General features: G+C 59.0%; 24 protein-coding genes and 1 pseudogene. 13 read left to right on the forward strand and 12 right to left on the reverse strand.

The window, feature by feature from the left end; translation table 11 throughout:
* The first annotated feature begins 28 nt into the window (after positions 1–28).
* The 3 genes from ggt to BMZ46_RS23885 all read left to right on the forward strand — a co-directional run bounded on the left by ggt (position 29) and on the right by BMZ46_RS23885 (position 3,484).
* Positions 29–1,756 carry a gamma-glutamyltransferase gene (gene ggt / locus BMZ46_RS23875; protein WP_039767376.1) on the forward strand — a complete coding sequence of 576 codons (1,728 nt, stop codon included), beginning with the start codon at positions 29–31 and terminating at the stop codon, positions 1,754–1,756.
* A 65-nt stretch (positions 1,757–1,821) separates the two neighbouring features.
* Positions 1,822–2,355: a cysteine hydrolase family protein gene (locus BMZ46_RS23880; protein ID WP_039767374.1), complete on the forward strand. Its 534-nt coding sequence runs from the start codon at positions 1,822–1,824 to the stop codon at positions 2,353–2,355.
* Between the two features lie 109 nt (positions 2,356–2,464).
* Positions 2,465–3,484, forward strand: coding sequence for a lysozyme inhibitor LprI family protein (locus BMZ46_RS23885; protein ID WP_074688918.1), 1,020 nt, complete (start codon positions 2,465–2,467; stop codon positions 3,482–3,484).
* A gap of 9 nt (positions 3,485–3,493) precedes the next feature.
* Here BMZ46_RS23885 and BMZ46_RS23890 read toward each other — a convergent pair whose 3' ends face one another.
* The gene (locus BMZ46_RS23890; protein ID WP_074689303.1) at positions 3,494–4,135 is read right to left on the reverse strand and encodes a TetR/AcrR family transcriptional regulator; all 642 of its coding nucleotides are present in this window, start codon (positions 4,133–4,135) and stop codon (positions 3,494–3,496) included.
* Between the two features lie 123 nt (positions 4,136–4,258).
* Between BMZ46_RS23890 and BMZ46_RS23895 the strand changes: the two genes are divergently transcribed.
* Together BMZ46_RS23895 and BMZ46_RS23900 are read left to right on the forward strand one after the other, a co-directional pair.
* Positions 4,259–4,717 carry a GNAT family N-acetyltransferase gene (locus BMZ46_RS23895; protein ID WP_074688916.1) on the forward strand — a complete coding sequence of 153 codons (459 nt, stop codon included), beginning with the start codon at positions 4,259–4,261 and terminating at the stop codon, positions 4,715–4,717.
* A 123-nt stretch (positions 4,718–4,840) separates the two neighbouring features.
* Entirely contained in the window at positions 4,841–5,455 is a 615-nt protein-coding gene (locus BMZ46_RS23900) for a hypothetical protein (protein WP_074688914.1), read from the forward strand.
* Positions 5,456–5,511: 56 nt separating this feature from the next.
* Here BMZ46_RS23900 and BMZ46_RS23905 read toward each other — a convergent pair whose 3' ends face one another.
* Together BMZ46_RS23905 and BMZ46_RS23910 are read right to left on the reverse strand one after the other, a co-directional pair.
* The gene (locus tag BMZ46_RS23905) at positions 5,512–6,057 is read right to left on the reverse strand and encodes a hypothetical protein (RefSeq protein WP_039767367.1); all 546 of its coding nucleotides are present in this window, start codon (positions 6,055–6,057) and stop codon (positions 5,512–5,514) included.
* A 79-nt stretch (positions 6,058–6,136) separates the two neighbouring features.
* Positions 6,137–6,433: a DUF7693 family protein gene (locus BMZ46_RS23910; protein WP_074688913.1), complete on the reverse strand. Its 297-nt coding sequence runs from the start codon at positions 6,431–6,433 to the stop codon at positions 6,137–6,139.
* 174 nt (positions 6,434–6,607) lie between these two features.
* Here BMZ46_RS23910 and BMZ46_RS23915 point away from each other — a divergent pair, with 174 nt between their 5' ends.
* Positions 6,608–8,053, forward strand: coding sequence for a SulP family inorganic anion transporter (locus BMZ46_RS23915; RefSeq protein ID WP_074688911.1), 1,446 nt, complete (start codon positions 6,608–6,610; stop codon positions 8,051–8,053).
* A gap of 19 nt (positions 8,054–8,072) precedes the next feature.
* Here BMZ46_RS23915 and BMZ46_RS23920 read toward each other — a convergent pair whose 3' ends face one another.
* Positions 8,073–8,591 carry a carboxymuconolactone decarboxylase family protein gene (locus BMZ46_RS23920; RefSeq protein WP_074688909.1) on the reverse strand — a complete coding sequence of 173 codons (519 nt, stop codon included), beginning with the start codon at positions 8,589–8,591 and terminating at the stop codon, positions 8,073–8,075.
* Between the two features lie 134 nt (positions 8,592–8,725).
* On the opposite strand from BMZ46_RS23920, the gene BMZ46_RS23925 reads away from it, so the two are divergent.
* The gene (locus BMZ46_RS23925) at positions 8,726–9,547 is read left to right on the forward strand and encodes an AraC family transcriptional regulator (protein WP_074688907.1); all 822 of its coding nucleotides are present in this window, start codon (positions 8,726–8,728) and stop codon (positions 9,545–9,547) included.
* A gap of 3 nt (positions 9,548–9,550) precedes the next feature.
* On the opposite strand, the gene BMZ46_RS23930 is transcribed toward BMZ46_RS23925, so the two are convergent.
* On the reverse strand, positions 9,551–10,444 hold the full coding sequence (locus tag BMZ46_RS23930) for a DMT family transporter (RefSeq protein WP_074688905.1): 894 nt from the start codon (positions 10,442–10,444) through the stop codon (positions 9,551–9,553).
* An 89-nt stretch (positions 10,445–10,533) separates the two neighbouring features.
* Here BMZ46_RS23930 and BMZ46_RS23935 point away from each other — a divergent pair, with 89 nt between their 5' ends.
* The 3 genes from BMZ46_RS23935 (at position 10,534) to BMZ46_RS23945 (ending at position 13,153) form a co-directional block, all read left to right on the forward strand.
* On the forward strand, positions 10,534–11,865 hold the full coding sequence (locus BMZ46_RS23935; protein WP_074688903.1) for an aminotransferase-like domain-containing protein: 1,332 nt from the start codon (positions 10,534–10,536) through the stop codon (positions 11,863–11,865).
* 55 nt (positions 11,866–11,920) lie between these two features.
* Positions 11,921–12,304 carry a c-type cytochrome gene (locus BMZ46_RS23940; RefSeq protein WP_074688901.1) on the forward strand — a complete coding sequence of 128 codons (384 nt, stop codon included), beginning with the start codon at positions 11,921–11,923 and terminating at the stop codon, positions 12,302–12,304.
* 153 nt (positions 12,305–12,457) lie between these two features.
* Positions 12,458–13,153 carry a hypothetical protein gene (locus tag BMZ46_RS23945; RefSeq protein ID WP_074688899.1) on the forward strand — a complete coding sequence of 232 codons (696 nt, stop codon included), beginning with the start codon at positions 12,458–12,460 and terminating at the stop codon, positions 13,151–13,153.
* A gap of 6 nt (positions 13,154–13,159) precedes the next feature.
* Here the strand turns inward: BMZ46_RS23945 and BMZ46_RS23950 are convergent, their stop codons facing one another.
* Together BMZ46_RS23950 and BMZ46_RS23955 are read right to left on the reverse strand one after the other, a co-directional pair.
* Positions 13,160–13,390 (reverse strand): hypothetical protein, encoded by a 231-nt coding sequence (locus BMZ46_RS23950; protein ID WP_074688897.1) that lies wholly within the window; start codon positions 13,388–13,390, stop codon positions 13,160–13,162.
* Positions 13,383–15,062 carry a sensor domain-containing diguanylate cyclase gene (locus BMZ46_RS23955; protein WP_074688895.1) on the reverse strand — a complete coding sequence of 560 codons (1,680 nt, stop codon included), beginning with the start codon at positions 15,060–15,062 and terminating at the stop codon, positions 13,383–13,385. Before BMZ46_RS23955 ends, BMZ46_RS23950 begins: the two co-directional genes overlap by 8 nt.
* 174 nt (positions 15,063–15,236) lie before the next feature.
* On the opposite strand from BMZ46_RS23955, the gene BMZ46_RS23960 reads away from it, so the two are divergent.
* Complete coding sequence (locus BMZ46_RS23960; RefSeq protein WP_074688893.1) at positions 15,237–15,572, forward strand: hypothetical protein; 336 nt, start codon at positions 15,237–15,239, stop codon at positions 15,570–15,572.
* A gap of 73 nt (positions 15,573–15,645) precedes the next feature.
* Here BMZ46_RS23960 and BMZ46_RS23965 read toward each other — a convergent pair whose 3' ends face one another.
* The 4 genes and pseudogenes from BMZ46_RS23965 to BMZ46_RS23980 form a co-directional block, all read right to left on the reverse strand.
* Complete coding sequence (locus tag BMZ46_RS23965) at positions 15,646–16,086, reverse strand: hypothetical protein (RefSeq protein ID WP_039767350.1); 441 nt, start codon at positions 16,084–16,086, stop codon at positions 15,646–15,648.
* A 115-nt stretch (positions 16,087–16,201) separates the two neighbouring features.
* Positions 16,202–16,519 (reverse strand): DUF6966 domain-containing protein, encoded by a 318-nt coding sequence (locus BMZ46_RS23970; protein WP_011334909.1) that lies wholly within the window; start codon positions 16,517–16,519, stop codon positions 16,202–16,204.
* An 89-nt stretch (positions 16,520–16,608) separates the two neighbouring features.
* The gene (locus BMZ46_RS23975; protein WP_074688891.1) at positions 16,609–17,010 is read right to left on the reverse strand and encodes a hypothetical protein; all 402 of its coding nucleotides are present in this window, start codon (positions 17,008–17,010) and stop codon (positions 16,609–16,611) included.
* Between the two features lie 116 nt (positions 17,011–17,126).
* Positions 17,127–17,408, reverse strand: a pseudogene (locus BMZ46_RS23980) (hypothetical protein); the annotation flags it as partial.
* Positions 17,409–17,691: 283 nt separating this feature from the next.
* On the opposite strand from BMZ46_RS23980, the gene BMZ46_RS23985 reads away from it, so the two are divergent.
* Positions 17,692–19,299: an ATP-dependent nuclease gene (locus BMZ46_RS23985; protein ID WP_039767345.1), complete on the forward strand. Its 1,608-nt coding sequence runs from the start codon at positions 17,692–17,694 to the stop codon at positions 19,297–19,299.
* 28 nt (positions 19,300–19,327) lie between these two features.
* On the opposite strand, the gene BMZ46_RS23990 is transcribed toward BMZ46_RS23985, so the two are convergent.
* Positions 19,328–19,897: a chorismate mutase gene (locus tag BMZ46_RS23990; protein WP_074688887.1), complete on the reverse strand. Its 570-nt coding sequence runs from the start codon at positions 19,895–19,897 to the stop codon at positions 19,328–19,330.
* 66 nt (positions 19,898–19,963) lie between these two features.
* On the opposite strand from BMZ46_RS23990, the gene BMZ46_RS23995 reads away from it, so the two are divergent.
* Complete coding sequence (locus BMZ46_RS23995) at positions 19,964–20,290, forward strand: low molecular weight protein tyrosine phosphatase family protein (protein ID WP_039767343.1); 327 nt, start codon at positions 19,964–19,966, stop codon at positions 20,288–20,290.
* Positions 20,291–20,347: the final 57 nt, after the last annotated feature.

Here is a 20,347-nt window from a genome sequence, read left to right on the forward strand (position 1 = left end):
CTACCTTATAAAAAGAAGAGACCGACTCATGAAGTACGAACCTTTTGCCAAATCGCTGATTGCGACCTCATTGGCGCTCAGCTGCCTTATGGCCCATGCGGCTTCGGTTGCCCCGGTGGCCGCCGAAAACGGCATGGTGGTCACCGCGCAGCACCTGGCCACTCACGTGGGTGTCGACGTGCTGAAAAGTGGTGGCAACGCGGTGGATGCGGCGGTCGCCGTGGGTTATGCACTGGCAGTGGTTTACCCGGCGGCGGGCAACCTCGGTGGCGGTGGTTTCATGACCATTCAACTGGCGGACGGACGCAAGACCTTCCTCGACTTCCGCGAAAAAGCCCCGCTGGCCGCGACGGCCAACATGTACCTCGACAAGGACGGCAACGTCATCCCTGATCTGAGCACCCGTGGCCACCTCGCGGTCGGCGTTCCGGGCACCGTGTCCGGCATGGAGCTGGCACTGAGCAAGTACGGCACCAAACCGCGCAAGGAAATGATTGCCCCGGCCATCAAACTGGCTGAAGAAGGGTTTGAACTGGAACAGGGCGACGTCGAGCTTTTGGAGTACGCCACGGACGTGTTCAAGAAAGACATCAAGGATTCCGGCGCGATCTTTCTGAGCAACGGCGAGCCGATGCAGGTCGGGCAGAAACTGGTGCAGAAGGACCTGGGTAAAACCCTGCGCACCATTTCCGAAAAAGGCGCCGACGGTTTTTATAAAGGCTGGGTGGCCGACGCCATCGTTACCTCCAGCCAGGCCAACAAGGGCATCATTACCCAGGCCGACCTCGACAAATACAAGACCCGCGAACTGGCCCCGGTGGAGTGCGACTATCGCGGCTATCACGTCGTATCGGCACCGCCGCCAAGCTCCGGTGGCGTCGTGATCTGCCAGATCATGAACATCCTCGAAGGCTATCCAATGAAGGATCTGGGCTTCCATTCGGCCCAAGGCATGCACTACCAGATTGAGGCGATGCGCCACGCGTACGTGGATCGCAACAGCTATCTGGGCGACCCGGATTTCGTGAAGAATCCGATCGAACACCTGCTGGACAAGAACTACGCGACCAAGCTGCGCAACGCGATCCAGCCGCAGAAGGCCGGTGTGTCGGCAGAACTCAAACCCGGCGTCGCGCCCCATGAAGGCAGCAACACCACGCACTATTCGATCGTCGACAAGTGGGGCAACGCGGTCTCGGTCACCTACACCCTCAACGACTGGTTCGGCGCGGGTGTGATGGCGAGCAAGACCGGGGTGATCCTCAACGATGAAATGGACGACTTCACTTCCAAGGTCGGCGTACCGAACATGTACGGCCTGGTGCAGGGTGAGGCCAACGCCATTGCTCCGGGCAAGGCGCCGCTGTCCTCGATGAGCCCGACTATCGTCACCAAGGACGGCAAAGTGGTGATGGTGGTCGGTACGCCGGGTGGCAGTCGCATCATTACCGCGACGTTGCTGACCATGCTCAACGTCATCGACTACGGCATGGGCCTGCAGGAAGCGGTCGACGCGCCACGTTTCCACCAGCAGTGGATGCCGGAGGAAACCAACCTCGAAGACTTCGCCGCCAGCCCCGACACGAAGAAGATTCTCGAGAGCTGGGGCCACAAGTTCGCGGGTCCGCAGGACGCCAACCACATCGCTGCGATTCTGGTCGGTGCACCGTCGCTGGGGGGTAAACCAGTCGGAAAGAACCGCTTCTACGGCGCCAACGATCCACGGCGCAACACCGGGTTGTCATTGGGTTACTGAGCGGAGTAAAAAGGGGGCGGGCACAGGTCCGCCCCTGTCCAAGGACCGATCAAGGAAGGCTCACCATGACCACCGCATTGCTGATCATCGATGTCCAGCGCGCCCTGTGCGCGGGCGAATACGAGTGCCACGACGCCAAACGGGTAATCGACACCATCAACGGCCTCAGCGCCCGTGCGCGCCAGTCGGGTGTGCCGGTGGTGCTGATCCAGCACAACGAAAAGGACAGCCCGTTCGCCCACGGCGCCGAAGGCTGGCAATTGGCTGAAGGCCTGAACACTGCACCTGGCGATCTGCGCGTCGACAAGACCGCCAACGACTCGTTCTACCAGACCAATCTGCAGAAACTGATCCCCCGGGAAGACTTCGACCGCCTGGTGATCTGCGGCATGCAAACCGATTACTGCGTCAACGCCACCGTGCGTCAGGCCCACCAGTTGGGCTACGACGTGGAGCTGGCGGCCGACGCCCATACGACGGTCGACAACGGCAACATGAGCGCCGAAGACATCATCGCCGAACACAACAAGGACTGGGCGCACCTGACCGGTTCCGTGGCGCGGATCGATGTGAAGCCGGCGGCCGGGATCACATTCTGACTCTTTCTTGCGCTAGAGCCCGGTTGTCCGCCAGCAACCAGTGAAAAATCCAGAGCATCGATAGCCCGAGCCCGGCATACTGCCGCCGCCTCAGGAATGGAATCTGTCGATGCTCGCTTTCAATCTCCGTCACGCCTTGCTGCTGACGTGTCTCGTATTTGCTACCACGTCCCACGCTGCCAGTTTTGACTGCGCCGGCGCTTCCAGCCCCGTTGAAAAGGCCGTTTGTGCGGATCCGTATACCTCGAGTCTCGATGAGAAACTCGGGGCGCTCTGGCGGACAACGTTGGCGCAGGTGGCTGACCCGCAAGCGCTCAAGGCTGATCAGCGTTCATGGTTGAAACAGCGCAATCAATGCGCTGCCAATAGCTCCTGCCTGCGCCGTGAATATTTGATGCGTCTGAAAGCGCTTGAATACGTGGCCAAGCCTTTCAGCTGGGATGCCACCTGGCAGATGATTCCGTGGGGCGTTTCATCGGCGGCAGAAGTCATAACCAAGCGTGTGGACGCCACGCATATTGCCTTTGATGTTTCTGCGTCAAATGGTGGCAACTCTGGTGACATGGACGGTGTGGCCACAATCGACGGTGCCGTAGCGCATTTCGCTGAAGGCAACTGCACCCTGAAATTCAGCGCCCTCAACGGTTTGCTGGATGTTGATTCCGATGGCGGTGAGGGGGCTTGTGGTGGCGGGATGGGCGTTTACTACGATGGAAGGTATGTGGCATCTGACCAACCGATCGCGATTGAATACGACTTGCTGAGCCTTGGCGTCGTGCGTACGCAGCAAGAAGATCAGGCATTACGCACGTTGCTCAAAAATGACTATCAGACGCTGCTGCAAAATAGCGGCTCAATGGCAGCCGGCGAGACCTCTAGTGATGTGCCGGGGGGTGAGGTCAATGAGTTCTGGCTGCGAGGTCTGGCTTCCAGCAACGCGGCGATTCTGATGAGCGCGCCGGGAGGCCGAGTTTGGCTGGTGCTATTGGTTTTCGATGAGCAACGCAAAGTCAGGGCGCGGTATTACACCAACGTTCCCAAATGGAAAAAGCGGGTGCCTGATGTGCTGCTGGCGTGGCATGAACGCTTGGCGGGAGAGGCGACACTGCCCCTGGACCTGATGCCCTGACTCTCACGTTCAGGTCGCAAACATCAACCTGCGAACATCACTCACCGGCTCGGACACGGCACCGCTCAACACCAGCCGCGTAATCGTCTGCGCCGCCACCGCATAATCCTCATCCTGCGGCACCTCCCGCCCGGTGATGCGCCCCATCTGCCAGCCAATGTTGGTGTAGGTGCGCGTCGCCGACCAGATGAACAACATCAAATGCTCGGGATCGACCGGCGCCAGCAGACCACGGTCGATCCAGCTGCGCAGGCACTCGACATTCCGCCGTGCCTCACCGTGCAATAGGTCGCGGCATTCGTCGGGCAACTGACGGCCGCCGAGCAGCAACTCACTACTGAAAACCTTGGCGATCGCCGGATGCTCGCGGGCGATGCGGATGCGGGCGGCAACGTAGGCGCGCAGGCCAATCAGTGGGTCGTCGCTTTCGCGCAGCACCGCCGAGGCTTCCAGCAACGGTTCGACGAAGCCGATCAGCACTTTGCCGTAGAGGTTTTCCTTGCTCTGGAAGTAGTAATACAGGTTGGCTTTGGGCACACCGGCGCGTGCGGCGATGTCGCGGGTCTGGGTCGCGTCGAAGCCGTTGGCGGCGAATTCTTCACTGGCGGCGGCCAGGATCAGTTGCTGGTTGCGTGCGCGGATGCTGCTCATGGACGGCATGGAGGTCTGGCCATTTCGGGTTCGAAATATACAAAACTATATAGCGATTAAGCCAGCGAACTCGTTTCTCGGCGCTATGCTGGTTTCAATTTCAATAACGTCAGGAAAAGGCCAATGACTCTCCGGGCCCTGCGCGCCACGACGACTCACCTCGACGCGGTGGCGAAGCTGTTCGACGCCTATCGCGGCTTTTATGGCCAGCCGTCGAACCTCGAGCAATCGCGAGCCTTTATTGCCGAGCGCATGGCCGGCAATGAATCGGCGATTTTTCTGGTGGAGGATGAAAGCGGTGAGGCGCTCGGATTCGTCCAGCTGTATCCGACGTTTTCCTCGATTGATGCCCATCGCACCTGGCTGCTCAGCGACCTGTTCACCACGCCGGCCGCCCGTGGCCGTGGAGTGGGGCGGCTTTTAATGAACACCGTCCGCGACTTCGCCGTCGAAACCGGCGCCAAGGGACTGGTGCTGGAAACCGCCACCGATAATTTCAGCGCCCAGGGTTTGTACGAATCACTCGGTTGGGTGCGCGATACGGGCTATTACACGTACACCCTCGATTTGCGCCAAAGCTGAGCTGGCGCACTCTTTTTCAGGTTTTTCCCGAATCAGGTCTTTTCCTGAACGTAGACGATCACTAGAATCCGCCCCGGTGCTCCGCAATGGAGGCTCTTTGATATCACTTTTAGGGAAGACATCATGCAATTCGGGAAAATCCTGGCGCTGGGTCTGGTGCTCGCGCTGGGCGGCTGTGCCAGTTTCACCCAGGACGAAGTGGCTCCGGTCACGCTGCCATCGATGGCCAGTTATGCCAACAAGCCAAACATCTATGTCGATTTCGACTTTTACCAGGGCGAGCCGAAAAGCGCTTCCGCCGTGGAAATGCCACAAGCTCGGGACATGCTCAAACCGCAATTGCAAACCGTCCTGAAGGATTCGGGTTTGTTCGGTCGTGTGACCTTCGACCAGTTCGAGAAGCAGCCAGGTGACTACAGCCTGCGTCTGAAAATGTACAACCATCCACCGAATGGCGGTCAGCTGGTGCTGGCGTTCATCAGTGGTCTGAGCATGACGATCATTCCAGCCTATGCCACCGACCAGTACACCATGAGCCTGGAAACCCTCGATCAGCAAGGCCAGCCGCTGTCCACCGCGAGTAACCACGACGCGGTCGGCACCTGGATGGGCATCTGGTTCCTCCCGCTGGCGTTCAATACGCCGAAAGCGGCGGTGACCGATACATTCACTCGGCAGGTCAATGCGTTGCTCAAGGAATGGGCCGATAGCAACCGTCCGAAGTATTCGGGTATCTGACTCACTCCAGCGAGTGGGCAAAAAAAGAGCCGCAATCGCGGCTCTTTTTTTTGCCCTTACTTCAGGGCCTGAATGAACTGTGGATCGCTGTACAGATTCTTCAGCAAGTCCTGCAGCATCGGGTTGTAGGCGTTGGTCGCGTTGGGAATCGCGATAAAGCCGAAAAAGCTGCTGTTCCACTGATGGCTGACATCTTTGGTGGCGTCGTACACCACATCGTTGCCATTGCGCAGGGTGAAGCGCGCAGCGATGGTGCCGTCTCCTGTGCCCATGCCGGCGTTCAACTGGTTTTTCACCACCAGCACTTGCAGATGACGGGTCGCCTGCGGGTCGAGCAGACCGGCCTTGCGCAGTTCTTCGGTGATCGCGTCCTGGATATGCGCCGGGATGCTGCCTGTCGGCGACTTGATCGGGTTGGCGCGGACCATCAACGAGCCTTCACCCGACTCGGCGGTAACCTGTGGATTGCTGATCGCGTGCAGCGGCGGGGTTTGCTTGAGCTTCTGAACGTTGTCGAAGCTTGGCTCGTAACGGGCCATGGTCATGCCACAGCCTTGCAGGAGCAGGGCAAACAACGGGATCAACAACAGCGATTTTTTCACGGCAGTTCCTTGCGCGTAGAGAAGAGGGGGGCGAATTATGGGCAGAGTGCCATCATTGAGCAACTCTGATTGCCGTCTCTCATTCACGTTGCCGCAACAAGCCTTCGATCTGCGCCAGTTCCCAGGTACTCAACAGACTGACCGGATCGGTGCCGAAGCGCTGCCGGGTGTCGAGCGTCCATTCGCGACCGTCCGGGCACAGACAATCAGCGCAGTGATGCAGGCGCTGGCCGTCGAAGTCCAGTTGCAAGCGCCAGCCTTCAATGTCGACCGCAACCTGATCCGCTCGCGCGTCCATCACCCGCAAGGCACACACGCCCAGCGCGGCATCGCGCAAGCGCTGGCACACTTCGCGGCTGGTCAATTCGCTCGGCATCCGAGGCTCCACTGGCAAAAACTGCGCGCCAGCATAAAGCGCGTGCCGACGGTTGTCAGCGATGACTGGCCCACGCCGGTGCATTTGCGTAACATCCGCAACCCTCTTTTTCCGCGGCGCTCTTTTGCGCCAATGCATGCGGCCGCGCCCGTCGGCCACTCTGTCAGGTAAGCCATGAAACCGATTCGTCTGCGCGCCGATGTCCTGGCCGGACTCACCACCTCGTTTGCCCTGTTGCCCGAATGCATTGCGTTTGCGCTGGTGGCTCACCTCAATCCGCTGATGGGCCTGTACGGCGCCTTCATCATTTGCACGCTGACCGCGCTGTTCGGTGGCCGGCCGGGCATGGTCTCCGGAGCGGCGGGTTCGATGGCGGTGGTGATCGTTGCGCTGGTGGTGCAGCACGGCGTGCAGTACCTGTTGGCGACGGTTTTGTTCGGCGGCTTGATCATGATGGCGTTCGGGCTGTTGCGGCTGGGCAAACTGGTGCGCATGGTGCCGCACCCGGTGATGCTCGGGTTCGTCAACGGTCTGGCGATCATCATTGCGCTGGCGCAACTTGAGCATTTCAAGAGCGGCGAACAGTGGCTCAGCGGCGCGCCGCTGTACCTGATGACCGGGCTGGTGCTGCTGACCATGGCCATCGTCTACATCCTGCCGCGCCTGACCCGCGCGGTGCCGCCGGCACTGGTGGCGATCCTCGGCGTAGGCTTGCTGGTTTATCTGCTTGGCCTGCCGACCCGCACCCTCGGCGACATGGCGCACATCGCCGGCGGCCTGCCGAAATTTGCGCTGCCGGACATCCCGTGGAATCTCGACACACTGCGCATCATCGCGCCCTACGCGATTCTGATGGCGCTGGTCGGTTTGCTGGAAACCCTGCTGACCCTCAACCTCACCGACGAAATCACCGAAACCCGTGGCTACCCGGATCGCGAATGCGTGGCGCTGGGGGCGGCAAACGTGGTCTCCGGTGCATTCGGCGGTATGGGCGGTTGCGCGATGATCGGCCAGACCGTGATCAACCTCAGTTCCGGCGGACGCGGACGGTTGTCTGGCGTGGTAGCGGGTGTGTTGATTCTGCTGTTCATTCTGTTTCTGTCGCCGCTGATCGAGCGGATTCCGCTGGCGGCGCTGGTGGGGGTGATGTTCGTGGTGTCGCAGCAGACGTTTGCCTGGGCTTCGTTGCGGGTGCTGAACAAAGTGCCGCTCAACGATGTGCTGGTGATCATCGCGGTAACGACCATCACGGTGTTTACCGACCTGGCCACGGCCGTGCTGTGCGGGATCATCATCGCCGCGCTGAATTTTGCCTGGCAGCAAGCGCGCGAGCTGTACGCCGATGAGCATCTGGAAGCGGACGGCAGCAAACTCTATCGCCTGCACGGCACGCTGTTTTTTGCCTCGACCACGCCGTTCCTCAATCAGTTCGACCCGGCCAGTGACCCGCAACGGGTGACGCTGGATTGCCGGCACCTGAGCTTTGTCGATTACTCGGCCATCGCTGCGCTGAAAACCCTGCGCGAACGCTACGCCAAGGCGGGCAAGCAGTTGCAGGTGTTTCACCTGTCCGAGCGCTGCAAGAAATTGCTGAAACGCGCCGGGGTCGATCACGACTGAGATCGACCCCGGTCACTGGTCAGGCATCGATAGCAGGGAAATCGATGTCGGTGAGTGCCGCGTTGTTCAGGTAGTTGGTGAGGGTTTGCACAGCGACGAGGGCGATCACTTCGATGATCTTCTTGTCGTCGATGCCGGCAGCGCGGGCGGCGGCAATCTGTTCATCGCTCAGATGACCACGGGTTTCGGTCAGTTGATGGGCGAGGGTGGCAAAGGCATTGAGCCGGCCATGACGCGCTTCGATGATTTCTTCTGCTGCCAGCCCGGCCTTGCTGGCGAACAGAGTGTGCGCCGCCAGGCAATAGTCGCAACCGTTGACTTGCGAGGTGGCCAGGTACACCGCCTCTTTTTCCTTGGCACTCAGGGATGTCTTGCCCAAGGTTGCCGAGATTTGCACGTAGGCATCCAGCGCGACAGGTGCGACGGCCAGGGTCTTGAACAGGTTGGGCAGGAAGCCGATTTTTTTCTGTACGCCTTCAAGCACTGGGCGAGTGGCGTCGGTGGCGGTTTCGAGGCTGAGAGGGGCGATGCGGCTCATGGTGATTCTCCGAAAGTCCGGTGCGAAGTGCGCCGGGGATGGAGGTCATGTTATTGAGCGCGGCTGGTGCTTTGGGTGCAAATCGTCGAGGATATGCGACAGATCGTCCAAACCTGTCCTTGCGAGAATCAGTCATGGATCGCCTTTCTACGTTGCTCAGCCATTTCGGCGTCAATGCCGGCACCTTTCACAGCGGCACGTTCTGTGGAGTGAGCGCCTACGGCGGCGACCAGGTGTGCGGGCATGTGCACCTGTTGCAGGCGGGGGAGTTGTTGCTCAAACCGGGCAATGATCCTGAAGTCTCGCTCAATGAACCGACCCTGATCTTTTTCCCGCGCCCCATGGCCCATCGCTTGTTCGCCAACGAAGTCATGGGCACGCAACTGGTGTGCGCTTCGCTGACCTTCGACGGCGGCGCGGGTAACGCGCTGGCGGCAGCGCTGCCGGATTATCTGGTGCTGAAACTCGCCGACCTGCCGGAAATGGCCAGCACCCTGGAGTGGCTGTTCAAGGAAGCTTTCGACGGCCACTGCGGGCGCGAAGCGGTGATGGACCGATTGTTCGAGTTGCTGGTGATTCTGTTGTTGCGCCATCTAATCAGCAGTCGCAACCAGCAGCCGGGCATGATGGCCGGGCTGGCCGATCCGAAGATTTCCCGAGCCTTGAACCTGATGCACGAGCAACCGGCCAAGGCCTGGAGCGTCGCCGAACTGGCGAGCGCCGCCAACCTGTCCCGCGCCGGTTTCGCCGACCACTTCCGGCGGGTGGTGGGGCAGACGCCGGTGGATTATCTGGTGAACTGGCGGATCAGCCTCGCGCAGAAACGCCTGCGCGAGGGACGACCGATCGCCCTGATTGCCGAAGAAGTCGGTTATGAAAGTCCTTCGGCGCTGGCCCGGGCGTTTCGACGCAAGACCGGGCTCAGTCCGCGGGAATGGAAGGCTGGCGCGAGTTGAAGACTATCTGGCGAATTTCTTTGCCCCGGCCACGCACAGGATCACCCCCAGCGTAACCACCAGCATGCCCACGCTGACATGCTCATGGAGCAAGGTCGCGGCCAGTGCCAGGCCGAAAAACGGCTGCAGCAATTGCAGCTGCCCGACCGCCGCAATCCCGCCCTGGGCCAGACCGCGGTACCAGAACACAAAACCGATCAGCATGCTGAACAGCGAAACGTAAGCCAGGCAAACCCATGCCGACACGCTGATACCGCTGAACGAGGCGGGCGCCAGCCACACGCTCAGCACGGCCATCACCGGCAACGACAGCACCAGCGCCCAACAGATCACCTGCCAGCCGCCAAGAGTTCGTGAAAGTTTTGCGCCTTCCGCGTAACCGAGGCCGCAGGCGAGAATCGCCGCCAGCATCAGCAGATCGCCGGTGGGCGAGGCAGTCAGGCCTTGCGAGATCGCGAAGCCGACCACCAGCGAACTGCCCAGCACCGAAAAAATCCAGAACACCGGACGCGGCCGTTCGCCACCGCGCAACACACCAAAAATCGCCGTCGCCAGCGGCAGCAATCCTACAAACACAATTGAGTGCGCCGACGTCACGTATTGCAGCGCCAGGGCCGTCAACAGCGGGAAACCCACGACCACGCCCAGCGCCACGATCAACAACGAGAACCACTGATCCCGCGTCGGACGTGGTTCGCGAAACAGCCACAGCAAGCACAACGCCAGGGTGCCGGCGATGGTCGCGCGGATGACGGTGAGAAACACCGGGTCGAACTCCAGCACCGCCAACCGCGTGGCGGGGAGCGAGCCGCTGAAGATCACGACGCCGATGAAGCCATTGATCCAGCCGCTGGTTTTTTCCAGGGCCGGGGTGCCGAGGTGGGTGGTTCGTTCCATGGATGTGGCGCTCGGAGGTGGGTTGCGTTGGATCGATCCTAGGGCTGAGAATCAGCACAATCAAAAAATTGTCATGGATACAAGCCGACATGCCGCGCTCCCGCTACAAGACCCTCGTCGACACCTATGCTGCCGATATCCGCGCCGGCCGCCTGTTGCCCGGCACGCGGCTGCCGACTCACCGGCAATTGGCAGCCAGCGAAGGGCTGGCGCTGGTCACGGCCTCGCGCGTATACGCCGAGCTCGAGGCCATGGGCCTGGTCAGCGGCGAAGCCGGGCGCGGCACGTTCGTGCGGGAAACGTCGTTGTTGCCGGGGCAGGGCATCGACCAGAAAGACGTCGCGGTGGGCATGATCGATCTGAACTTCAACTACCCGTCATTGCCGGGGCAGGCCGAGCTGCTGCGCACCGCGTTGCGGCAGCTGGCGTTGTCCGGCGACCTTGAAGCGCTGCTGCGCTATCAGCCCCACGCCGGTCGCCAGCATGAACGGGCCTCGGTGGCGCGGCACCTGCAAACACGGGGCTTGAGTGTCGAGGCCGAGCAGGTGCTGATCGTCAACGGCGCGCAGCAAGGGTTGGCGGTGACGCTGATGGCGCTGCTCAAACCCGGCGATGTGGTTGCCGCCGACGCCTTGACCTATTCGGGATTCAAAGTGCTGGCCGAAGCGCTGCACCTGGAAGTGGTGGCGATTCCCGTGAAAGAGCAGGGCCCCGATCTGGCGGCCCTCGACAGACTTTGCCGCCAACGACCGGTGCGTGCGGTGTACAGCATGCCTACCCTGCACAACCCACTGGGCTGGGTGATGCCTTTGGAGCAACGTGAGGACTTGATCGCGATTGCCCGCCGGCATGATCTGACAATCATCGAGGACGCGGCCTACGCCTTTCTGGTCGATAACCCGCCACCTCCCTTGGCGGTTCTGGCACCGGAGCGCACGGTCTACGTCTCAGGCCTGTCGAAAAACATTGCCACCGGCCTGCGTGTCGGCTTCATCGCCGCGCCGGTCGAACAGGTGGCGGCGCTGGAGCGGATCATCCGCGCGACCACCTGGAACACCCCCGGGGTGATGACCGCCATCGCCTGCGGCTGGCTCGACGACGGCACCGTCAATTTGCTCGAAGCACAAAAACGCAGCGACGCCCAGGCCCGGCAAGCCCTGGCCGCGCAGATTCTCGAAGGACTGTCGACTGTCGGCCATCCCTCTTCGTATTTCCTTTGGCTGCCGCTGCCGGAAGATGTTCGGGCCGACCATATCGTGGTGGAGTTGATGCACGAACAGGTTTCCGTCACGACCGCAGAACCCTTCACCGTTTCAGCCCATGTGCCCCATGCGATTCGTCTGGCGTTGGGATCGGTGGACATGCTTGCCCTGCGTCAAGCCTTGCTCAAAGTCCGCCAGGTCGTGGGCGCCTACCTGTAGCGCAAGTGACCGCGCAGGATTACCCTTGGCGCCGCCGAAGCTCTGGAAATCCCTGATGAAAAACGCTGCAGTGACTTTCGCCCTGATCCTCAACGCTGGCCTGCTCAGCACACCCGTTCTGGCCGCTGGTGACGCCGAGGCCGGCGCAAAAATCTTCCCGCGCCTGTGCGGCGGCTGCCATCAGGTCGGTGAATCTGCCCGCCCGGGCTTCGGCCCCGAACTCAACGGCATCATCGGCCGCCCGGCGGGGACGTCGGCGAATTACGTGTACTCCGACGCCATGAAAAACTCCGGCCTGACCTGGGATCGTGAAACGCTGACGAAGTATCTGAAGGATCCGAAGGGGGTGGTGCCGGGGACGCGGATGATCTTTTGGGGGCTGAGTGACGAGGAGAAGATTGATAATTTGTTGGCGTATCTGCAGACGTTTTCTCAGTAATGAAGCGCCTGTGCGGGAGCTGCACATTTGAAGGGGCGGGGCGTTAGCCTTGCACGCGCCCCAATTTTTCCGTGGCAATGAGTCATGCCAGGTTCAAGGATTGGCGAGTGCGGGCGATAAGTCTGATGTCCAATCCCTCGAACTTTCCCCACCATGAAAAAATTGCTCGTTGTTATTGGCGCACTCTTGCTGTTATGTGGATGCGTCACCAAGAACTTCAGTGTCGAAGATCGTCAACAGATCAAGACACTGAAGGTGCTACCGGTATTTGTTGCCGTCGATAACTTCAAATACACCAGCATGACTCAAGCCTGGAGCGCGGGACTGGGGGCCGGTGCCGGGGCGGCCACCGGGATGGCGGCCGGTGCATCGACGACACAAGTCAATGCATTGGCAGGCGCGGGGTCCGTTGCGGGGACAAAAAATGGTGATGTGCTGACGGGGGATATTTCCCGGGCAATCCTCAACAACATGAAGGCCAATGATATCGACCTGGCCAAACTGGTCCGCCAGAGTTTCGTTGACCGGGTTCAGCAGGAGCGGCTGTTCACAATAGTCGGAGAAGGCGAGCAGGCCGACGCCGAAATCGAAATCATGATCGGACAGTGGGGGCTGTGCCTCAAAAACTTCAGCGAGGTGCTGTATCCGGTGATCGGCGCCAACGCCCAGATCAAGCGCAAGGGTTCGGCGGTCTGGCGAAACTTTGAAACGATCACGGTATTCAATGATGCCAACAACCTTGCCTATCTACCGGAGCAATACGCGAAAGATCCGGAAGTCCTGCGCAAGGCATTTACCCATGTGTCTGATCTGCTGATGGCTGAACTGGTCAAAGATATGAAGCAATAAAGCGGTTTACTTCAGCGCCAGCCTCAATCGCGCAGTCACATCTTTGATCGACGCCCCCTGAATCGCAGGGGGTGTCGGGCTTTCGCCAAACTCTCGCCAGATAAACAACATCAACTCGGCGCCATCGGTGGCAGTCTGCGCATTCTCCAGACTGCCGAATGCCATGTGGTGATTGAGTAGCCAGTGTTCGGTTTCGTGGAGGATGAATCGTGGCGGGATCGAGTGCGCATCAGCCATTTTCGCTCACCTCGATGAGCGAAGCCTGGCAGGCCACTTGATTGCGACCTGCCGCTTTTGCCTTGTACAACCGCTGATCGGCACGTTTGACCAGTGCTGTCGGGGTGTTGTCGGCCGGGTCGGCCAGGCCGACACCAATGCTTACGGTAACGAGCCCGACCAGCGGAAATGTCGCTTCGGCAATGGTGGTCCGGATCTTCTCGGCGACCACTTCCGGGGTGTCCGGTTTGGCGATTTCCGGCAGCAGCACGGCAAACTCCTCACCGCCATAGCGTGCGACAAAATCGGTGGCCCGGGTGCTGATCTGTATGAGTTGCGCCAGTTGTCGCAGCACGTCATCTCCGACCGCGTGGCCGTGGGTATCGTTGATGCGTTTGAAATGATCGACGTCGATCAGCAACAACGCAAACGGCCGTCCGGTACGGCGAAACAAAAGACTGTACTCGGTGAGCTTTTCGTCAAGCCGGCGACGGTTGAACGCGCCGGTCAAACCATCATGAGTCGCCAGACTCAGCAGTTCGGCATTGGCCTGGGTGAGGGCAGCGGTACGTTGTGCGACCGTGGCTTCCAGCGAAGCGTTGGCTTCCTGCAACTCGCGCTCCTTGGCCAGCAGCGATTGGGTCATCGTGTCGATGGACTGGCCGAGCTGGGCGATTTCCCGAACCGGATGCTGCAACTGAAAACGCGTCCCCGGCTGATTGTTCTGCACCTGTTGAGCCGAGCGTGCCAATTGCTCGATCGGGCGACTCAGGTACAGCGCCAGATAGTAGGCGACCAGTGCAAACACCACCGCAGCCATCACCCCCAGCAGCAGCAATTTATAGAGCAGCAGGCGCGCCGGTTGCAGCGCGGTGTCCAACGGCTGGCGCACGGCAATCGACCAGGATAACGCGGTGCTCAAGGGCGTCGGCACCGTCACCGCACTGGTCAGGTAACCGTCGCCGACGGTCCAGCCCGGCGAGTCGGGATTGTTCGCTGCCAGTTGCTGGCCAACCAGCGCTTCCGGATACAGCACCTTGCCGTCGTGATCGACGATCAATGCCTCGATGTCCGGCGCGACGCCTTTGTGCGAAAGCGCCGCCGATTCGACGATGCGTGTCACCCAACTCCAGTGCGCGTGGGCGCCGAGCACGCCGATCACCTGGCCGTCGGCATTGTGAATCGGCGCGGCGAAATCGATGAAGCGCAGCGGTTCGCCATTCGCCAGTGCCGGCAACATTTTTGCCAGCAACACGGCTTCGTGTGGGTCGCCGGTGTATTCACCGCGCAAACCCGCCTGGAACCACGGACGCTGTTGGACAGACTGGCCCACCAGCAATCCGTTGACGGCCTGATGCACCTGACCGTTGGCGTCGGCGATGCCCATCCACGCATATTCGGCGCGGGCCTGGGTGCGCAGCTGCATCGATTTGAGGATCGCCGGGTTATCCAGATCACCACGCTCCAGATGCGGCGCACGACTGAGCAGATAAACCTCCAGTTGTCGCTCACGCAATTGCTCACCCAGCAATGCTGCGGCCGACCGTGCGGTGCTCAACAGGGCATTGCCGCTGGCCTGTTTCATTTGTTCGGTGGCGATGTGGCCGACATAGAAGCCAACGCTCAACAGCGTCAGCAGGGACAAACCGGCAAACCAGAGAGTCAGGTGGCTACGCAGACTGGCTTTGAGCATGGAGAAATGGCTGTCTTTATTGGAGTGGCGCCATGGTATGCGACATCGCGGACGGGCTGCCAGCAAGGCGTTTAATGAAAGTCTGCCGAGGCCGATATCAATGAGCCACTGTGTTCGGTAAAGTGTGCGCCGCCCGAGAGACGGATCCCGGGCGTTTACCCATGGAGTCTTGCAGTGAAATACCTCAGCAAAGTAGTCGCCGCCGCCCTGATCGGTGTGGTTCTGGCAGGTTGCACCGGCACCCCGATGAACACCAGACATTACGACAGCAGCCAATACACCGTGATTGGCCACAGCGAAGCCACTGCCACCGGCCTGATGCTGTTCGGCGTGATCCCGATCCGGCAGAACAGCCGTTTCGTCCGTGCGCAAGAGGCCGCCATCCAGGCCAAGGGCGGCGATGCCATGATCAACACTCAGATTCAGGAAAACTGGTTCTGGGCATGGGTCCTGAGCGGCTACACCACCAAGGTCTCCGGTGACGTGGTCAAACTGAAAACCGTGCAATAAGCACCGGTTGGACGTGAAAAAGCCCGGCTGATCAGGCCGGGCTTTTTGTTTGTACAGCGCTAGAGCGTTTGATTCAGGCGACGCGGCGTTCTTGCAGGCGATCAGCGCCACCTTCGGCAACGCGGCGTTCCAGCAGACGATCCGAGCCACCTTCAGCAACGCGGCGTTCTTGCAGACGATCAGCACCACCTTCAGCAACGCGGCGTTCTTGCAGACGATCAGCACCACCTTCAGCCACGCGGCGTTCGATCAGACGATCAGCGCCACCTTCGGCAACGCGGCGTTCGATCAGACGATCAGCACCACCTTCAGCCACACGGCGTTCGATCAGTCGATCAGCGCCACCTTCAGCCACACGGCGTTCGATCAGACGATCCGAACCACCCTCTGCCAAGCGACTTTCAATCAACCGATCCGAACCGCCTTCGGCGATCATGGTGTGGGCGGGTTTGGCTGCAAAAGCGTTGACTGCAAGAACCGAGAAAGCGATGCCGAGAAGGATTTGGCGTTTCATGATCGTGTGCTCCAGGGGTGTTGTTTGTTGGGTATGGAGCCGATGTTACGCCGCGGATTTTTTATGAGAACTTCATTGAACTGATGGTGACTATCGACGCCAGCAATGAATGCCGTTATCGCTGCATGTGCCTGATTTCATTGGCCAACTCGTAGGCTTGCTCACGGAGTTCGGCAAATTTTGCATTCAGTTCGCCATAGCCGCGCTTCCAGGCAAATGCACCGTTGATGCTGGTTTGTCCGAGCACGACATCATTGAAGGACCCCATCCCGCCATAGGCCGAGAGCAGCCACGTGATTCCGGAATAATCGGAGTCCAGCAATCGTGCGCGAGCTTTTCGCATCCACGCGCTCCAGTGCGCTTCTCCGTCGCTTTCCAGAACACTGATTAGCTCATTCAGTACCTTGATCAGCGTTTCGGTTTTCGGGCCCATGTTCAATGAGTGCTCCTTTTGATGAGGCGTAGATATTCAACCAGTGACGACTTCAAGACGCCGAAGAGTGAGCGTTGCGCAAAGAGCGATCAAACAAGCTGACGCTTCACGTCCAGCGCGATCGAGGCAAAGCCTTTACCTGTGCCCGGATTAGATGTCGAAGTATTTTGCATCGACGAGACGTCCTCCCAGCGATCCACGGATTCAATGTGTTCATGGAAGGCGTCCGTATCGATTTCAAATGCGATGAAACATTCGTTTTGATCCAGCAAAAGTCCGAACAGGCGAGGCATGCCGGGAAAGTCGATTTCCAGTTCCAGCACGATGGACGACGACCAGTCGATGCCTTGGTACTCTGCGTATCGGGCCAGGGCGACAGGTACACCCTGTTTGCGCCATTCACTGGCGCAAAGCATCAAACGATGCGCAACGACTGCGTTTTGCTCCTGCACGTTGAGCTGTTTTTTCTTCAGTAGTCGTTCAATGTCCATGGGAAACCTGAAATTCGCAGCGTCGGGCTAAGAGCTTACCCAGCAAACGCAAAAAGCGCGCGCAAAGAAAAGCCCGGCTGATCAGGCCGGGCTTATCTTTATGCGCTGCTTACTTATGCAACGCGGCGTTCGATCAGACGATCAGCGCCACCTTCAGCAACACGACGTTCGATCAGACGATCCGAACCACCTTCAGCGACGCGGCGTTCGATCAGACGATCCGAACCACCTTCAGCCACACGGCGTTCGATCAGACGATCCGAACCACCCTCTGCCAAGCGACTTTCAATCAACCGATCCGAACCGCCTTCGGCGATCATGGTGTGGGCAGGTTTGGCTGCAAAAGCGTTGACTGCAAGAACCGAGAAAGCGATGCCGAGAAGGATTTGGCGTTTCATGATCGTGTGCTCCAGGGGGGTTGTTTGTTGGGTATGGAGCCGATGTTACGCCGCGGATTTTTTATGAGAACTTCATTGAGCTGATGGTGACTATCGACGCCAGCAATGAATGCATGTCGGTTTTGTGAGGGATGTTTTCGTGTTCGTTCATTGCCGTCACGTCGTTGCCTCAAACGACCTAGTCTGCTACCGATACAGTTGAATGACTGTTGCCTGTTGCTTTGCCGATCGGGGGATGAACGCGATCATGCTGAGTATTCCCAATGTTTAACCAGGTGAAATTTTGCACATAGAAAAAATCAAGTTCAGTGCGTTACGAGGTGTCATTTTTCATGTCGGTAATGACATGTTCGGAGCCGATGCCGGGTTTCTCGATTTGCCAAGCGCTCATTTGGAACAGATCAATGTTTTCGGAGGACGAAACGGGTCGGGCAAGTCGACGCTGCTAGATGTGGTGCGGGCCCTATCCGAGCCTCGATTGTTTCAAACGCTTAAGCGCTCAGCGTTGAATCAGCAAGTCTTTCACGGCATGGACCTCACTTTCAGGGGAGGGAACACGAAATACCCTAAGTCTCCTTCTCCACTGGTTCTGCACGTGGAGTTTGAGTCTTCCCGCACACCACCGGTTCTGGCATTGCGCGTACTTGATCGGGCCAATCACGATGAAATAATTCTGGACGAGCTCTATTCAAGGATCCTTCCTGCAGGAATGACGATCACCGAGGTGAATAAAGTTAACCAGATCGTAGACAGAATGGGGGTTGTTATCGGCTATTGGCGCGGGCCTGAACAGGTTTGTTTAAGCAAAGACTTTGTCGTCGCGTTGAGAAGTATTCTGTCCGAGTTGGCCGGGGTCGACGAGGTGGAGCTCTCGTCTGCCGCTGACTTGCGAAATACCGCTTCTGTGAATTTGAGGCTTTCTGCCGATCCGACCATTGCTCAAGCGGTTCCGTTTGAATATCTGCCGTCAGGCTGGAAGGCTGCCTCAGGTTTGCTGGCATGGGTCAAGAAGCAAAACAATGGCGCTATTTTGGTTATCGAGGAGCCAGAAACTCATTTGCATCCGCGCCTTCAACGCGTACTGGCAATGAAGCTGGCCGCACTGGCCAGGAAAAAGGATCTGCAATTGCTGGTCTCATCGCATTCCTCGGTATTTCTCAGCCCGGAGGTTTGGAAATCTACGGATAGGAAGCCAGCAGTTGACGTTGCGCATTTTCATGTCGACGGCCAGCACATCCGTGCCTTGCATGGCCCTCGTGTAGAGAACTCACCGCAGCAGTTATTGAACGAATTGGGTGTGCGCGCCAGCGATCTCTACCAGGCGAATTTCGTGATTTGGGTAGAAGGTCCGTCGGATCGCATCTACATAAAGTACTGGTTGGAGCGTTGGTGTCAGACGAACAGGCAAAAATCCCCCTTGGAGAATGTCCACTATTCGTTTGTTTTGTACGGTGGCTCTGTCCTTTCTCACTATCAGGCGAATGAAATTCTGAAGGTCGGCCAAACCATTTCCATGCTGAGCATCAACAGGAACTCGTTCGTGGTTGTTGATTGTGATCATGACTTCAAATTTGACCAGGGCGTGCGTGTTCGTACCCGGGATGAGTCTTCGAAATACAAGATTCTCGATGCACTGAGTGAGGACAGAACCTGGATTACCCATGGTTACACCGTGGAATGGTACTTACCGCGCAAGTTCGGCAAGTATTTGATCAGAAAAAAGGACGGGACCATCGCGATCGGTACGGCGCTGACCAAAGTCGAGCTCGCAAAAAAATATGTGAAGGCTACGGCGAGTAGCGGTTTTCGCAATCTCTTCAAACGTAATCAAGCCAACCCGATCAACGAGATCGCAAAGATCTTCCAACTTATCAACGATGCCAATAAGTGAATGTCGGATGGGCTAGCCTGAAAGCCGACTAGCGCGCCAGCGGCCGAATGCACAGCTCTCCGGTGGCGCGGGTCAGGGCCAGATCATGCAGCGCATCGCGGGTCAGACCGGTGCGTGCCTTGGCCAGCCACACCGGGCAGTTCGGATCTTGACGGTAGGGTGTGAAGTCGGCGTATTGCTGCAGCAGACGGGTTTGCAACTCGTCCAGGCGTGGGCGAATCTGCTTGCCCAGATCCGGGCGCGGCGTGTCCGGCGCGGCACCGGCCGCTTGCCATTGTGCGAGCAAACCGTATTGCACCAGTTTGTTGGCCTCCATTTGCGCGGCGATCAGTTGCGCGACGTCTTCCGGGTCGAGCTTGCGTTCGGTGGCCAGTTTGCGGGCGTTGTCGATCACCTGCGCCTCACGGGGGCTGTCCTGGATCGGCTTGCCGCTGTCCCATTTGGTCAGGGCGACGAGGTCGCCGATGTTCAGGCGTTCGTTCAGGGTTGCCACTAAAGGTTGCAAGGATTCGGGTACGGCACCCGTTGTGGCGGCTTGCGTGGTGTTAGTGACCAGTACCAGGAGCGTGCAGGCGAGCAGGCGTGGAGAGTGAAGCATGATAAATTCTCGAACTTTGTAGAGTTGGAAGAGCGTCATGGTCGAGTATTGGCATGGAGTCAGCCGGTGTTGAAAGTACTTTTTATTTGTAGCCAGAATCGTTTGCGCAGTCCGACCGCCGAACAACGGTTCGATGATTGGCCCGGCGTGGAAACTGCGTCGGCGGGTACCGATCGCGAGGCGGATGTCCCGGTCAGCCCTGAACTGCTGCATTGGGCTGACCTGATTTGTGTGATGGAGCCAGCCCATCGCAAAAAACTTTCCAGTCGATTCCGCTCGGCGCTGGCGAACAAGCACGTTGTTTGTCTGCACATACCGGATGAGTACGAGTATATGGATCCTGAGCTGATCAAATTACTGGAAGAGAGCGTTATTCGGTATTTACCCGCTTGAATTTCAGTTCAGGCACCCATGCATACCGAGCTTCGTCATGACGACCGCAGAAACCCA

This window comes from Pseudomonas sp. NFIX49 (assembly GCF_900115915.1).
In the GTDB taxonomy this organism is placed as follows: Bacteria; Pseudomonadota; Gammaproteobacteria; order Pseudomonadales; family Pseudomonadaceae; genus Aquipseudomonas; species Aquipseudomonas pharyngis.

Coding starts and splice junctions, on each gene's coding strand:
- BMZ46_RS23890 (WP_074689303.1), bottom strand. CDS start 4,135: ATGAGCAGCATCCGCGCACGCAACCAGCAACTGATCCTGGCCGCCGCC.
- BMZ46_RS23910 (WP_074688913.1), bottom strand. CDS start 6,433: ATGCCGAGCGAATTGACCAGCCGCGAAGTGTGCCAGCGCTTGCGCGAT.
- BMZ46_RS23955 (WP_074688895.1), bottom strand. CDS start 15,062: ATGCTCAAAGCCAGTCTGCGTAGCCACCTGACTCTCTGGTTTGCCGGT.
- BMZ46_RS23930 (WP_074688905.1), bottom strand. CDS start 10,444: ATGGAACGAACCACCCACCTCGGCACCCCGGCCCTGGAAAAAACCAGC.
- BMZ46_RS23990 (WP_074688887.1), bottom strand. CDS start 19,897: ATGCTTCACTCTCCACGCCTGCTCGCCTGCACGCTCCTGGTACTGGTC.
- BMZ46_RS23970 (WP_011334909.1), bottom strand. CDS start 16,519: ATGGGCCCGAAAACCGAAACGCTGATCAAGGTACTGAATGAGCTAATC.
- BMZ46_RS23900 (WP_074688914.1), top strand. CDS start 4,841: ATGCAATTCGGGAAAATCCTGGCGCTGGGTCTGGTGCTCGCGCTGGGC.
- BMZ46_RS23925 (WP_074688907.1), top strand. CDS start 8,726: ATGGATCGCCTTTCTACGTTGCTCAGCCATTTCGGCGTCAATGCCGGC.
- BMZ46_RS23965 (WP_039767350.1), bottom strand. CDS start 16,086: ATGAAACGCCAAATCCTTCTCGGCATCGCTTTCTCGGTTCTTGCAGTC.
- ggt (WP_039767376.1), top strand. CDS start 29: ATGAAGTACGAACCTTTTGCCAAATCGCTGATTGCGACCTCATTGGCG.
- BMZ46_RS23895 (WP_074688916.1), top strand. CDS start 4,259: ATGACTCTCCGGGCCCTGCGCGCCACGACGACTCACCTCGACGCGGTG.
- BMZ46_RS23880 (WP_039767374.1), top strand. CDS start 1,822: ATGACCACCGCATTGCTGATCATCGATGTCCAGCGCGCCCTGTGCGCG.
- BMZ46_RS23950 (WP_074688897.1), bottom strand. CDS start 13,390: ATGGCTGATGCGCACTCGATCCCGCCACGATTCATCCTCCACGAAACC.
- BMZ46_RS23940 (WP_074688901.1), top strand. CDS start 11,921: ATGAAAAACGCTGCAGTGACTTTCGCCCTGATCCTCAACGCTGGCCTG.
- BMZ46_RS23935 (WP_074688903.1), top strand. CDS start 10,534: ATGCCGCGCTCCCGCTACAAGACCCTCGTCGACACCTATGCTGCCGAT.
- BMZ46_RS23920 (WP_074688909.1), bottom strand. CDS start 8,591: ATGAGCCGCATCGCCCCTCTCAGCCTCGAAACCGCCACCGACGCCACT.
- BMZ46_RS23975 (WP_074688891.1), bottom strand. CDS start 17,010: ATGGACATTGAACGACTACTGAAGAAAAAACAGCTCAACGTGCAGGAG.
- BMZ46_RS23885 (WP_074688918.1), top strand. CDS start 2,465: ATGCTCGCTTTCAATCTCCGTCACGCCTTGCTGCTGACGTGTCTCGTA.
- BMZ46_RS23915 (WP_074688911.1), top strand. CDS start 6,608: ATGAAACCGATTCGTCTGCGCGCCGATGTCCTGGCCGGACTCACCACC.
- BMZ46_RS23945 (WP_074688899.1), top strand. CDS start 12,458: ATGAAAAAATTGCTCGTTGTTATTGGCGCACTCTTGCTGTTATGTGGA.